This window comes from Gardnerella sp. c23Ub_4, assembly GCF_055804115.1.
This window is the reverse complement of sequence record NZ_JANUYO010000001.1, coordinates 303458-317917: the sequence shown is the minus strand read 5'-3', so window position 1 is coordinate 317917 and position 14460 is coordinate 303458. Positions and strand designations below refer to the sequence as shown.

13 protein-coding genes are annotated in these 14460 nt (G+C 38.5%); 5 read left to right on the top strand and 8 right to left on the bottom strand.

Going from position 1 to position 14460, the window contains the following annotated elements:
• Positions 1 to 62: 62 nt before the first annotated feature.
• Positions 63 to 1376, top strand: coding sequence for a THUMP-like domain-containing protein (locus NYP67_RS01420; protein ID WP_473411105.1), 1314 nt, complete (start codon positions 63 to 65; stop codon positions 1374 to 1376).
• A gap of 104 nt (positions 1377 to 1480) precedes the next feature.
• Here NYP67_RS01420 and crgA read toward each other — a convergent pair whose 3' ends face one another.
• The gene (gene crgA / locus NYP67_RS01415; protein ID WP_004131207.1) at positions 1481 to 1882 is read right to left on the bottom strand and encodes a cell division protein CrgA; all 402 of its coding nucleotides are present in this window, start codon (positions 1880 to 1882) and stop codon (positions 1481 to 1483) included.
• A 76-nt stretch (positions 1883 to 1958) separates the two neighbouring features.
• Here crgA and NYP67_RS01410 point away from each other — a divergent pair, with 76 nt between their 5' ends.
• Both NYP67_RS01410 and NYP67_RS01405 read left to right on the top strand, forming a co-directional pair.
• Positions 1959 to 2750, top strand: coding sequence for a DUF881 domain-containing protein (locus tag NYP67_RS01410; RefSeq protein WP_004131206.1), 792 nt, complete (start codon positions 1959 to 1961; stop codon positions 2748 to 2750).
• A 9-nt stretch (positions 2751 to 2759) separates the two neighbouring features.
• Positions 2760 to 3875: a class E sortase gene (locus NYP67_RS01405; protein WP_004131205.1), complete on the top strand. Its 1116-nt coding sequence runs from the start codon at positions 2760 to 2762 to the stop codon at positions 3873 to 3875.
• Between the two features lie 234 nt (positions 3876 to 4109).
• Here NYP67_RS01405 and pknB read toward each other — a convergent pair whose 3' ends face one another.
• Genes pknB through NYP67_RS01370 form a run of 7 tightly spaced genes read right to left on the bottom strand, consistent with a single transcriptional unit; the run spans position 4110 to position 13045 of the window.
• Complete coding sequence (gene pknB, locus NYP67_RS01400; RefSeq protein ID WP_004132382.1) at positions 4110 to 6170, bottom strand: Stk1 family PASTA domain-containing Ser/Thr kinase; 2061 nt, start codon at positions 6168 to 6170, stop codon at positions 4110 to 4112.
• Entirely contained in the window at positions 6167 to 7132 is a 966-nt protein-coding gene (locus NYP67_RS01395; protein ID WP_004131203.1) for a serine/threonine-protein kinase, read from the bottom strand. The genes pknB and NYP67_RS01395 overlap by 4 nt, the downstream gene beginning before the upstream one ends.
• Positions 7129 to 8595: a peptidoglycan D,D-transpeptidase FtsI family protein gene (locus tag NYP67_RS01390; RefSeq protein WP_165845311.1), complete on the bottom strand. Its 1467-nt coding sequence runs from the start codon at positions 8593 to 8595 to the stop codon at positions 7129 to 7131. The genes NYP67_RS01395 and NYP67_RS01390 overlap by 4 nt, the downstream gene beginning before the upstream one ends.
• Positions 8588 to 10027 carry an FtsW/RodA/SpoVE family cell cycle protein gene (locus NYP67_RS01385; protein WP_004132379.1) on the bottom strand — a complete coding sequence of 480 codons (1440 nt, stop codon included), beginning with the start codon at positions 10025 to 10027 and terminating at the stop codon, positions 8588 to 8590. Before NYP67_RS01385 ends, NYP67_RS01390 begins: the two co-directional genes overlap by 8 nt.
• On the bottom strand, positions 10024 to 11787 hold the full coding sequence (locus NYP67_RS01380) for a PP2C family protein-serine/threonine phosphatase (RefSeq protein WP_018639881.1): 1764 nt from the start codon (positions 11785 to 11787) through the stop codon (positions 10024 to 10026). The genes NYP67_RS01385 and NYP67_RS01380 overlap by 4 nt, the downstream gene beginning before the upstream one ends.
• A 4-nt stretch (positions 11788 to 11791) precedes the next feature.
• Positions 11792 to 12319, bottom strand: a complete 528-nt coding sequence (locus tag NYP67_RS01375) for an FHA domain-containing protein FhaB/FipA (RefSeq protein WP_004131195.1) — start codon at positions 12317 to 12319, stop codon at positions 11792 to 11794.
• A gap of 33 nt (positions 12320 to 12352) precedes the next feature.
• A complete protein-coding gene (locus tag NYP67_RS01370; RefSeq protein WP_018639878.1) occupies positions 12353 to 13045 on the bottom strand; it encodes an FhaA domain-containing protein in 693 nt (230 codons plus the stop codon).
• 211 nt (positions 13046 to 13256) lie between these two features.
• Here NYP67_RS01370 and NYP67_RS01365 point away from each other — a divergent pair, with 211 nt between their 5' ends.
• Positions 13257 to 13955 carry a phosphatase PAP2 family protein gene (locus NYP67_RS01365; RefSeq protein WP_004132376.1) on the top strand — a complete coding sequence of 233 codons (699 nt, stop codon included), beginning with the start codon at positions 13257 to 13259 and terminating at the stop codon, positions 13953 to 13955.
• Positions 13956 to 14004: 49 nt separating this feature from the next.
• Entirely contained in the window at positions 14005 to 14415 is a 411-nt protein-coding gene (gene mscL, locus NYP67_RS01360; RefSeq protein ID WP_116438085.1) for a large conductance mechanosensitive channel protein MscL, read from the top strand.
• Positions 14416 to 14460 lie beyond the last annotated feature (45 nt).

Below are 14460 nucleotides of genomic sequence, written 5' to 3'. Positions count from 1 at the left end.
AAAAGTTATCCACATTTTTGGAAAATTGTGACTTTCTCTAAACCTTAATTAAAAATAGAATTATGCAATCTAACAACATTCACACAAAACAACTACAAGATCAAAATCAGCAAACTATTGATTTTATTCTTCAAAATCAAAACACAAACCCAAAAGAAGCTGCACTAAAAGCGTCTAATAACCCAAACGTGAATGTTGCTTTTGCTGTTAATCAAATAAGCGGAAAGCAGATTGCAAAAACAAAACTGCCAATGTGGTATAAAAACAATCAAGTTATTTACCCATCACATATTTCTATGGAACAGTGCTCGTCGCAAGCAACCGCGCAATATAAAGCACGCATCGCAAATCGTCTTATAAAAAACAACAATATTGATAAGTGCAAAACAACTCTAATCGACTTAACTGGCGGATTTGGAGTAGATTGCGCAATTATGAGCCAAGAGTTTTGCAAAGCCATTTGCGTAGAAACTCAAGAAGAACTATCGGCCATAAGCCAGCACAATATGACTGTTATGCGCTTAAACAATGTTCAATGCGTAAACTCAACAAGCGTAGAAGTGCTAGAAAAAGTAGACTACGCAACGATTATTTATATTGACCCAGCAAGACGAGATAAAAGTGGAGCTAGAACGTACGCGATTAAAGATTGCACACCTAATGTTTTAGAGCTAAAACAACGCATGCTGCAAGTAGCAAAATTTGTGATTATTAAACTATCTCCAATGCTTGATTGGAGAAAAGCTGTTTGCGACTTTTGTGGAAACGTTAGTCAAGTACACATTGTTTCACACAATAACGAGTGCAAAGAGCTGCTTTTAGTATTGGACTCAAACATGCATTCAAATATTGAAGTTTATTGCGCAAACAACGATTCAGTAACCGTTTTTAACGCAAAATACAATCCAGACTTAAATAAAGTAGAAGAAGCGCAAGAGACGCAAGAATCGCAAGAATCACACATAAAAAGCGAGCAAAACTCAAATGATTCAATAAGAGATTGGAAAAACTGCGCTAAATATGCCTATGAGCCAAATTCTTCAATTATGAAGTCGGGATGTTTTAAGATTTTAAGCTCTAAATACAACGTGTTTCAAATCGCAAGCAACAGCCACGTTTTTATATCTTGCGAATATAAATCAGATTTTCCTGGAAACATTTGGAAAATAAATAATATTTGCAGCTTAAACAAAAAAGAAATCAGTAAAGCTCTTTCTAAAATAACTTACGCAAATATTGCAACATACAATTTTCCACTAAGCGTAAACGACTTAAAGAAAAGGCTTAAGTTAAAAGACGGTGGAAACACTAGGATTATTGCAACTACCGATTCTAAAAATAATCATGTTCTTATTTGTGCAAGCAAAGCGGAGTAATAAACACACAAAGCACGCATATAAAAATGGCTGCACGCTTATTACATGCAGCCAAAATCAAATATTATCTACAAGCTATATAAAGCTATCAAGCTATATACAAACTATCTCCAGCACATTGTCATTAAGAACCCAGCCATAACCAAGCATGCTGCAATCAAAAGATTAAACGCTCCAATTCCTGGAATTGGCAAAGCAGGATTCAAGTAATAAATAACAGCCCAGAACAAGCCAACAATCATAAGCGTGCAAAATAGTGGAACAAACCATCCAGCATTAGCTTTAGTGCCCTTAATGGACTCTTCAACTCTGCGAGTATTTTCTTCTTGACGCTTCATCATGCGCTGTATTTGCGGAGACAACGACTCTTTATCGGCAGTTGCGTTCAAAACAGCTTCAACCTGTTCCATAGGAACACCATACAAGTCTTCTTTAGAAGAGTTTTGAGATTCATCCACATCGGCAGATGAAGTGGTATTCAATTTATTCAATTCTTCGTCAGCCATAACAGTAACACTCCAATCAATCGGCTACACGTTATAATAATAGTTACACTCGAACGCAAGAAGAAGAATGGGTAATATGGCAAAACAAACAGGTAAACACGGCGCTAGAAAATCGCTGTTAGGAAGCGTTGCCGTTGCCCTAGCAATTTGTTTTACTGGTTACTTATTCGTTACTAATTTGCGCATAAATCGTACTGCATTTGTAACTTCCGATACGGGGCAAATGGTGGAAAGAAATTCTCAAAGAGCAAAATCTTTGAGAGAAGAGGTTAAAGAGTTAGATTCTAAAGTTAATCTTCTAAACAAAACGTTAACAAGCAGCGCAAGCGGGTCTGATTCTTCCGACGATACTGGCGCAAGCACAATACTTCCAGCAATACAAGGACCAGGAATTACTGTAACGCTAAACGATTCGCCACTTTGGAAAACGGCCGTAAACGGGTCTGGAAGCTCCGCAAACATAAATGACTATGTAATCCACCAACAAGATATAGAAGCCGTTGTAAATGCCCTATGGAAAGGCGGAGCGGAGGCTATAACAATTCAGGGTCAAAGAATCTTGTTTAATTCAGCTGTTGTTTGTATTGGAAATGTGCTTATGTTGCAAGGCCATCAGTACTCGCCACCGTATAGAATATCTGCTATTGGTTCAATAGAAGACATGATAGAATCGTTGGATAATTCTCCAGCAATTCAAACATATAAAGACTATGTCAGTACTTTTGGACTGGGATGGAAAGTGGAAAAAAGGGGAAACTTAAAGTTCTTAGAGTCGTCTGCCCTGTTGCAGCCTCTAAGGTTTGCTTCGGTTCCAAAAGATGCCGATATTATTGGAAATATTCCCCAACACCATTCCACCAAACAATAAAGGAGTAAAATGAAGCGTTCTAACTACAAGCACGAACGTAGCGAAGCCAAAACAACAAAGGCTAGCGCACTTTGGACAATAGCTGGCGTTGTTGGAGAACTTCTTATAGCTTTTGCAGTTGTTTGCGCATTGTACATTGTCTGGCAAATGTGGTGGACGGGCGCTCAATCCGAGCATGTACAGTTTGAAACCAGAGAGGCTGTTTCGTGGAAGAATCCTGCTGCTGGTAAAAAAACCAAGATTGCTCTTCCTCAAGTAGACGATCCTCCTAAATTGCAAAAAGTAAAGTATGGAGAACTTGTTGCTCGAGCATACATTCCTAGGTTTGGTAATCAATGGGAGCGCAATATTGTTGAAGGCGTTAGCCTAGAAATATTAAATAGGCGAGGACTTGCACACTTCCCTAAAACAGAAATGCCAGGAGAAATTGGAAACTTGGCTATTAGTGGTCACCGAAATGGTTACGGTCAGCCTTTAGCAGACGTTGACCGATTCCAAAAGGGCGATCCTATTATTATTCGTACAAAAGATTATTGGTTCGTTTATAAGTACGTTACTCACAAGATTGTTAGACCAGATCAAAGTGAAGTTCTTGATCAAGACCCAATAAATCACAGCAAGAATCCTAAAAAGCGCATGATTACGCTTGTTACTTGTGAGCCAAAATATTCAACTCCTGAGTTCCGCTTTATTAGCTTTGGCGAGTTTGATTATTGGGCTAAGGTTTCCGACGGTATTCCTAAAGAGCTTTCTACGGTAGATGCAAACGGTCAAGTTAAGTTTGTAAACAACGAGCAGCAGTCTTTGGCTTCTAAGCTCGATTCGCTTGTTCCAGTTATACTTATTGCTATAGTTGCGTACATTATTATCTTCGCTGCAGCAGCTATCGCTTGGCAATGGCCTCTAAGACGTCAAATCCGAGCTGGATTAAAACCAAAGCCAGAATTCAGCATTTTTGGCGGACTTATGCGATTGCAGCCTGGTATTTTGCCAATAAGATTAGTTCTTTGCGCACTAATCTACGTAACAGCAATTGCAATTCTTATGCAATGGATATATCCGTTTGCTTCGGCAACAATTCCATTCTTAAGAGAAATGTCTGCATACACAACAACGATTTATTAAATCGCTACTAATAAGCTAGGAATCTATTAGTTTACAGTTTACTTGTCTAATTAGTTTTCTAGCTTATTAGATTACAAACAGCTTATAAATCATTGGTTTGATAGCTTATTAAAATAGCTTATTAAAACACAAACTATTAATTAATCTTAGTAGCTTACAAGTTAAATAGCTTACAAGTTAAATACAAATGCCGCCTAGCACCGTTAAAACAACGGCAAGATAGGCGGCTTCTTGTTATTTATCACTATTGCTTGTTGTTGCAGAAGATGAGCCAGATGTTGAAGTTCTTCCAGGCTTTGTAGTGGTGTCTACAGAAGGCTGGGGAGTTTTTACAGTAAGCGTTATTGTAGAGCCTTTATCTATCTTAGACCCTTCCTTTTCCGACATACTATCAACAATATCGTCATCTGTAGCGGAGCCATCAGCAACAACCTTAAAGCCCTTTGCTTCTAGTATTTGCTTAGCTTGCTTTAACGTTGATGTTCCAAGAGCAACATGAGGAACTTCTACCTTAGGCTTTCCTTTAGAAACATACACAGTTATAGCGCTATGAGGTTTTACAGCAACTCCAGAAGACGGATTCATTTTAGTAACCATTCCTTCTGCAACAGTGTCGGATTCTTCTTCTACGGTATTAACAGTAAATCCAAGATTTTGCAATTCTCCAGCAACAATATCTTTGGACTGCCCAACCATTCCATCTGGAACCTTAGTTAAGCCAGAAGAAATGTACAAAGTTACCATTGAACCTTTATCGGCAAACGAATCTGCAACTGGGTCAGTTCTAGTAACGTGATTCTTTTTAACGTCTGTACTATCTTCCACTCTAACGTTAGAAATCTTAAATCCTGCGCGCTCAAGAGCTTTTCTAGCTGCTTCTTGCGATTTTCCAGTAACATCTGGAACCTTAGTTGATTGAGGACCAATAGAGAACCAAACGCTAACTCTAGACCCAGACGCAACCTTCTCTCCACCTTTAGGAGATTGCTTGGTAAAAGTACCTTCTGGCTTAGTAGACTTATCGTCTTCCAAAATATCTGGAATAAGACCAAGCGCGCGAAGTTTTTCTTTAGCAGCATCTTGAGTTGTAGTTTCGCTAAACGTTGGAACAACAATATCTCCAGCTAGCTTACTGCGATTTAGCATAAATAGAATTCCGCCAACAACAATCGCGCAAACAATCGCAGACACAACAGAAGCAATAACAATTCGCTTACTTCTTTTTGCCTGATTTGCAGCGCGCTGAGCGGCTCTTGTGTTGTAGCCCGTATTTGGATACGCATCAAACTGGCCTGTAATCGCGCCAAAACTTTGAGTAGAGGCAGTGTCTGCCGCTCCAATAGCTTGAGTTGCAGCATTCTGCTCTGCCTGCTTTCTTGCGCGCATATTAGCTAAATCGGTTAGCGGATTAAAAGCTGCTGCAACAGGAACACCGCCGTTCATAAACGCTAATATGTCGTTCTTAAATTCAGCAGCCGTTGCATACCTATTCTGCCTATCTTTTGCCATTGCTTTTGCGCAAATCTTATCCCACATTGAAGGAAGACCTGGAACAAGCGTACTTAGAGGAGTTGCAACTTCTGAAACATGCTGATATGCTATTGCAACTGCAGAATCGCCAGTAAAAGGCGGCCTTCCAGTTAGCATCTCGTATAAGACGCATCCTGCAGAATACAAGTCGGATCTCATATCCACCTGTTCTCCACGCGCCTGCTCTGGAGACAAATATTGCGCGGTTCCAACAACACCTTGCGATTGTGTCATTGTTGTTGCAGAATCGTCTAACGCTCTTGCGATTCCAAAATCCATAACCTTAACAATGCCCTGCTCGGAAATCATAATGTTTCCAGGCTTAATATCTCGGTGAATCACGCCCATTCTATGCGAATACTCCAAGGCATTCAAAACTCCAAGCATAATTTGTTCGGAATCTCTTTGACTTAAAGCACCATTCATCTTAAGAATATCGCGAAGCGTTTTTCCTTTAACGTATTCCATAACAAGATACGGCAAATGCTCTTCTACGCCATTGTCGTCTACAACAGACTCTTCTCCAGAATCATAGATATTCACTATGTTTGGATTATTCATTTGCGCAATAGAATGTGCTTCTCGGCGGAAACGAGACAAAAAGATTTCGTCATTTGCCAAATCAGAACGCATGATTTTAACAGCAACGGTACGACCCAAGCGCTTATCTTCTGCGACTCGCACTTCGGCCATTCCACCGCGGCCAATCAATTCACCTAATTGGTACCGTCCATTCGCTAATGAGGTAGGCATTGTGTTACTCATTGCTGCTCCTTGCGGTCGTTATTATTCAAAATGTTAATAATATTAACTTGTGTTTTTGGAACACTTCTAACGCTGCGTTTAATGCGCTGAGCATTGGAAGAATCTATTGTGTTTTTATTGTTAAACGCTGTTTGCTGATCCAAAAGTCTTCGTTCAATTTTTGCAAGCACTTTTGAAACAACAAGAGCATCTTTAGGTCTATCTTTTGGATTCTTAGAAAGCATTGACATTACAAACTGTCTTAATTGAAGGTCAACACTATCTGGAAGAGGTGGAACAGGGTCATTAACGTGTGCGGCTGCAATATCTACAGGCGTAGTTCCAGTAAATGGCCTATGTCCACAAAGTCCTTCGTATGCAACAACTCCAAGAGAATAAATATCGGACTGGGCAGTTGCTTGCTCTCCTTGAGCTTGCTCTGGGGAAATATATTGAGCTGTTCCAACAACCATTCCATCTTGAGTAATCTGCTCTTGGTCGCTAGAGTACGAAACGCCAAAATCTGTTATCTTTACGCTTCCCGTTTCGGAAACCATAATATTTGCTGGCTTAACGTCTCTATGAATAACACCGTGGGAATGTGCAACAAAAAGACCTCTTGCAGTTTGAATAAGTATAGGCAGCAATCGCGTTGGCTCAACAGTTTTTTCTTTATGATATAAGTCTGCTAAAGACTTACTAGGAACATACTCCATAATCAAAAAGCCAATGCCATCATGCTCGTAGTAGTCAAATAAAGCTGCAATATTTGGGTGAGCAAGATTGGCTGAATTATGCGCTTCTGCTCTAAGTCTACGCAATTTAGCTTCAACATTGCTTGTATCGGTTCTAAGCGCTTTAACGGCAACAATCCTGCCAAGCTGTATATCAAAGCCCTTCCAGACTTCCCCCATGCCTCCTTGTGCAAGTCTTCTATCTAGTCTGTATCGATGATGAACTAACTGTCCTTCAACAAGTTTCATTGCTTAAGCGCCTCCTTCATCACCTGTCTCATAATTGGCCCTGCTGTAAGCGTTCCATACGTACTAGCATTGTGAATAACAACTGCTACAGCTATTTTAGGATCTTGTGCAGGAGCAAATCCAATACCCCACCCATTAATAGCTTGATTTCTAAACCCAATTTGTGCTGTTCCCGATTTTGCTGCAACAGCAACATTTGGCAAAGAAAGATTTTGATTACTTTTTACAACTACACTTTGCATCATAGCATTGAGTTTTGCAGCACTTTGTGCGCTTAAAGCTTGACTCATAACGGTAGGCGTTGTTTGAGAAATAACAGACAAGTCACTAGACCTTACGCAATCAACAAGCGTTGGCTTCATAAGTGTTCCATTATTTGCAATAGCAGCTGCAATCATAGCATTTTGAAGAGGAGTAACCCTAGCATCTCCCTGACCAATTGACTGAAGAGCAAGTTTATCTTGCGTAGGCTTTTGATTAAGCAAAGACGCAACAACCCTCATTGGGAATCCTGTTGAATCAGATCCGTCTAAAGTAAATGAGCTAAATAATCCAAACTTTTTAGCCTGCTTAACAATCGCATCTGCTCCTAAAGAAACTCCTAGTTGTGCAAATGCAGTATTTGAAGAATAAGCTAGAGCATCTTCAAAAGATATTTGACCATTCAATCCGCTAGCGCTTGGAACAACATTTGTAAGATGAGTTTGCGTTCCTGGAAGAGTGTACGAAGATCCAGCTGGAATCGAAGTATTTAAATCATATTTTCCAGTTTCTAGCGCAGTTGCCGCAACAACCGTTTTGAAAGTAGAACCAGGAGCATAAAGTTCAGATATTGAATGATTTAGCATTGGATTATATATGTTAGATATAAGATCCTTATATGCTCTGTTTACTAAAGAAACATTGTGAGATGCAAGAGAAGAAGGATCGTAGCTAGGCGTACTAACCATTGCTAGTATTCTTCCAGTTTTTGGCTCTATTGCAACTAAAGCGCCATTCTTGTCTTTTAGCAGATTGTATGCAAGAGTTTGAAGCTTAGTGTTAATAGATGTTTCTATAGAAGCACCTCTGTTTTCTGCTCCTGTAAATAGAGACTTAAACTTTTGAAGGAATAGCGCGTCGGATTCTCCACTTAAAAGCTGATTTCTAGAAGCCTCTATTCCTCTATCTGCTCTTTGACTTATTGAATAATAACCCGTTATTGGAGCATAAGCAGGGCCGTTAAAATATGACCTTTGATACACGAATGCATCTTTAGATGGATCTGATTTCGCTAAAACAGTTCCATCGGATGCAAGAATTGCTCCTCTTGGAGCGCCAAATTCGTGATATAGCGCGCGCCTATTTCTAGGATCAGAATTTAATTCGTTTGCTTTTATAGATGTTATATACGTGCTAGAAATACATAAAACAACAAACAACACAATTACTGCACTAAAAAGCTGCTTCAAACATTTATTCATAAGATTCACCCCCATCTTCTTTAAGATTAGAGGAGTTAAGATTAGAGGACTTATTTTCTCTTTGCTTAAGCTCTCTTTCCCTAAGAGCAGCTAAAGCTTCGTATTGGAAAGTATCAGACGATATAGCAGCCTCTGGCTTATTAGCAGCATTAGATATAACAATCAAAATAGATGCAAGCACATAGTTTGCAACTAGAGAAGAACCACCAGCTGCCATATAAGGCATTGTTAAGCCAGTAAGTGGAATAACAAGCGTGATTCCGCCAACAACAGTAAATACTTGGAACGCCATTGTAAAAACAAGACCAGATGCAAGAAGCTTTCCAAAACCGTCTTTAATCTTCATAGCAGTAATCATGCCCGACGCAATAATAATCATGTAAAGAATTAAGACTATAAACAAACCAGTTAATCCTAATTCTTCCCCAACCGAAGCGTAAATAAAATCGGAATTAGCAAGTGGCGTTAAAGAAGGATGACCTTGGCCTAATCCTGTTCCAGTTATACCTCCTGCAGCAAGGCCAAATAATCCAGTAACAATTTGAGCAGACCCACCTGGGAATCTGTTGTAAATAACTGGGTCGTATGGGTTAAGCCAAGCGTCAACTCTGTATTGAACGTGTGCAAAAAGCTTAACAGCAACTAAACATCCAATTATAAATGCTATAAAGCCTATTGCAAGCCAGCCTTTTCTTCCAGTTGCAACGTAAAGCATAGAAACAAACATTGCAAAGAACATTAATGATGTTCCTAAATCGTGTTGCACAACAAGCACACACATTGAAGCAGCCCAAACAAGCGCTATAGGACCCATATCTTTGAATCGTGGAAGATGAATTCCAAAAATCTTTGTTCCACCAACTGCAAGTCTGTCTCTATGATCAAACAAGTATGCTGCAAAGAAGAAAGCTAAGAATAGTTTTGCAAATTCTCCTGGCTGAATAGTGTGGTTTCCAAAGCCAATCCAAATTCTCGCTCCGCCAATTTCCTTACCGATTATTGGAAGCATTGGAGATAAAAGGAGAACAAGACCAATCACCATGCTAACGTACGAGAATCTTCTAAGAATCCTATAATCTTCTAGAACCATCACAAAAATTATGGATAATACAAGAGCAACACAAACCCAAATAAGCTGTTTCATAGCAACATTAGTGTTGTGCTGTTTATCTATTCTTGCAATCATAACAGTTCCAATAGCTGTAAGAAGAAGAATACAAGGGAGTATTACCTGACTAGAATAAGGCTTTTTTACAATCAAAACGCCCCACAAAACAAGGTATAACGCCGTTGTTAAAACAAGCATACCAACATAGTTTGCTGGAACGAATCCATCAATCCTTAGAAACATTTGTAAAAATGCTATTGAAGATATAATTACAGAAAACAGCAACAAAGATATTTGCTTAATGCGCATACTAAACATGTTCACGAGGTTTTACCTCCTGAATCATTGCTTGAATCTACAACTCCACTATTATTTCCGTCTTTATTATCTGAATTAGAAATAATACTTTTTGGCTTATTACCACGCTTCTCGCTTTCTCGAGCGCGCATTTCTCTTCCAATTAGCCTTGCATGACCTCTTGCTTCTTTAAGACTGCTAAAACTAATACCTTCATCAAGCTGATCTTGCCAAGACTTATCCAAATTCTTGACTTTAATATTTGTTTCTTCAATCTGGTGTGAAAGCTCTAATCCAAATATGTTAGTAGGAACACCTTGGTAAATAACTACTTTGCCGTTTCCCTTGCCAATGTAGTATTGCTTTTGAGTCCAAGAATAAACAAGATAAGCTCCACAAGCAACAATCGCACACACAACAAGCGTTGCAAAAGCAACACCTATTCTCATCCATCTTCTTCTAATTCTATTTGCTTTGTGTGCTTCTGCCTGTTCTCTTTTTACAGCACGCTGAACATCTGGATCCCTAGGATCTGTTGATATTCTACCGTTCTTCTTTTTTACAATAGGAATCTCGTTTGTGTCTGTAGATCTTAGCTCTTCTTCGTTTCTTAAATGCGAAGGCTGCACAAGTCGAGTAGTTTCTACAATTTTCTCATCTTTTTCCGCCGATTTTGCGTCTGTTTGTATAAGAGCAGCAGCTCTTTGAGCAGGAGAATCCTTACCTTCACGCAATGGCGGCGTAGAAGAAACAGCCTTATTAACAATATCTGCTATAGACTCTAAATCTTTGCTTGCAGCACCGCCAATTAATGGAGTTTGGTGAGGCAAGTCAAAAGCATCTGCGTCTAGTGCCAAAGTTGCATCCGCTATAACAGCAGTCGCATTATCTGTGCTTCCTGCTTTAAGTGCCATAGAAACAAGTTTTTGAGCACACTCTTCTTGATTAGATACAGTGCTCATAACTTCTTGAATTGTGGAATCTTCTAACACTCCACACACACCATCCGAGCACAAAAGCCAACGATCAGAAGGGTGTGCCTGCCTAATAGCAATATCTGGCCTTGGGTCAATATCAAAATCACCTAAAACGCGCATAACAACATTTCGCTGCGGATGATTTCTTGCTTCTTCTGGCGTAATGTGACCCGTGTCTATTAAATGTTGAACGTAACTATGGTCGCAAGTCATTCTTATAAGATGATTATCTCGCAACAAGTACGCTCTAGAATCACCCAAATGTGCAAGAACCCAGTAACCATTTACAAGAGATACGGCTGTTACTGTTGTTCCCATTCCAGCAAGTCTGCGCTCTCTTTTGGCTTTGCCAACAATTGCGTCGTGAGCAGCCATAATCGAGGTTTCCATCATTGAAGAAACAGCTTTTACATCATTTGGCCTTGAATCTTGCTCAATGTGAGCTAAAGACCTAATTGCGATTGTAGAAGCCGTATCTCCTCCAGCATGACCGCCCATACCGTCGCAAATAGAGGCCAATCTTTCTCCAGCAAACGCAGAATCTTGATTATTGCTTCTAACAGTACCAACGTCGCTAACAGCTGTTGAATACATAAACAACGCTTTGTCTATAAAATAGGCCTTATTTAAGCTGCTTTTTTCACTTTTTACAGCATTATTTACTGGATTATTATTTGCATCGCTGCTATTTGCAGACTCACTACTTACAACGTTTGCAACACTTGCAACGCCATTACTTACAGAATCAACTTGATCTTGCTGCTTTTGACTACTTGTTTTATCTTCAATGTTTGAATCGAATTGCGCCATTTACTTACCTCAATTCAAACATTGTTGCTCCGATTCGCACAGACTTGCGCGGAGGCAAAACAACAGGTTCATTAACTCTACTATGACCTATCATAGTTCCGTTAGTGCTACCTAAATCTTCAAGAACCCAAGAATTTACAGATTGATTAAAATACACGCGCGCGTGATGAGAAGAAACAAACTCGTCATTTAGAACAACCGTATTGTTTGCAGATCTTCCAAGAGTTACGCCAGAAGGCTCCAACGGGAATGACGAACCAGCTAAAGGACCATCAATAATAACAAGCAAAGTTGGCATTTCAGCTTGATTATTCTTCTCTAAATTAGCAGAAGCAATATTGTTATTTCTTAAAGATTCATCATTAGAAGGATTTGGTCTGCGATGAGACTTATTCTTCCAAGCTTTAGACTTTTTAGGACTAAAAATTTCAATATCTTTTCGTAAAGATCGAACAGCAAACCATACGAATACCCACAAAAGTACTAAAAAACTGTACTTAAGTATAGCAAAAGTCAACTCGGTTAATATCATGCGTGTACTCGTATCTCTTTACGTATTCGTCTACTACTCCTGATCTTGATCCGAAGCCCAATAAAGAATACGGGTGCGCCCAATAGTAATAGTGTTTCCATCTAATAGCGTTGCTGCTGGAGTTTGATGACCTTCAACATAAGTACCATTAGTGGATCCAAGATCCCTAGCAATAACACCATCTGGTGTAACGTCTATTCCAAGATGTCTACGAGAAATTCCAGGATCATCAATAACAATATCGCAACCAGAACCTCTGCCTAATATTGTGCGATCTTTTGTTAACAAATACCTATTCCCATTAATCTCCAGCATTGGATGATTTTCTGACTGCTCTTGAGTTGTTACAGGAACAGCGTTTCCTGGAACAGAATCAGAAGTTAAATTGAAATCACCTTTGGTAAGATCAGTATCTTCTTCAAAAATAACTGCAACTGGGCCAACAAAAGCATAATGCTGACTTTTTGCATATTGTGTAAGATTATCCGCAAGCTCATTTGCTAAAGCTTCACTACCAAGCTGATCAAAGTCTGGAGTACTAAGCTTAAAGTGATACTCATTTGGTGCAACCGTACGATCGCGATCAATTGGCATAGACTGGTTATCAATTTCTCGCTCTAATGCACTAGAAAGATCAACAGGTTGCAAGTCTTTAGACCCGAATTTTGCGAAGACTCCATTCATTGCACCTTCAACGCTCTTCTCAAGTCTGTCAAGCACGCTCATTGTAAACCCTTTCTACCTTTTCCTCATATTACTCGTCACCTCGTACGGTGTACAAATCACATCTAAATACCAAACATGCGTTTGCTAAATTTATTTACATACTTGTTTATATACTACATTTTTACAAAATTATGCAAAATAAACAAATAAAACTTATAAACCAATTTAATATTACAAGTTTATTATATATTTCTAAGTGTAATCTTTAATTATGAATCAAAAAAATAAGCTTTACGAATTTTTAGAAAAAATAAAGTTCTATATAACTAATAATAAGAAGTGTTCTACTGTTATACTTCTTGCGATTTTAGTTCCTTTAATTGGAAAACTTTTGCTTGTTAATAGTGCAGAAAGATCTTTTGAAGCAGGAATCGTAGCATTTTTCCACAACTATTCTCCGTCTTTTATAATGGCTCTTTCTAAATTGCTTGCAATAGTTTTTTCTACAAAATCATGCATTGTTATACTTTTTATTTTGGCTGTTATTTCTTATTTTATAAAACGAGATTGGCGCATAACTCTAATACAGCTTGCGACTTGCCTTTTGCCAATGATTTATATTTTTGCTGTTAAATTCATAGTTCATAGACCTAGGCCATTTATTGGTGTAAAAATTAAAGTTCCACCAGATCCAAGTTTTCCAAGCGGTCACACTGCAGCAGCAGTAGCTATTTGTTCAATGGCTCTTATGATTATTTATATTGCAAATAAGTCTTTCTTAAGGCTTGGATTAATCGTTAGCATTATTATTGTTGCTATTGTTGCAATTTCTAGACTTGTTGTTGCAGCACACTTCCCTAGTGATGTTTTAACTTCTGCAATAATGTACCCAATACTTGTTTTGTCTATTCTTAATCTATCTAAAAGTAATAGTTTTATTTACAACAAAATATTAAGAAAATTAAAATAATATAGATATCAAATAGACATCAAATATTAAATAGCAGAAGGGATTTTCTATGTTTAACGGTTTCAAAAAATTCATTGCAAGAGGTAGTGTAATCGACATGGCGGTTGGTGTTGTTATGGGCAGCGCCGTAACTTCCGTTGTTACTTCGATTGTTAAAAACATTATTAATCCGCTTATAGCGATAATTTGCGGAAAGCCAGATCTTGATGGTGTTTTAACAATAACAATAAATGGTGCAACAATCTCTTTTGGTGCAGTTATTGGATCAATCTTAAACTTCCTTATTGTTGCTGCAGCTGTTTATTTTTGCATTGTTCTTCCTATTAACAAGTTAAGAGAGATTGGTCTTCCTTTCTTGCAATTTGAAAAAGAAAAGAGTGATGAAGAAAAACGCAAAGATCGCGAAGAAAAAATGATTAAAATTTTGGAAGATATTCGAGATCTATCTTATAAAAAATAGTTCGTTTAATGATTTTTATAAATAATTTTTATAAAAATAATCCCC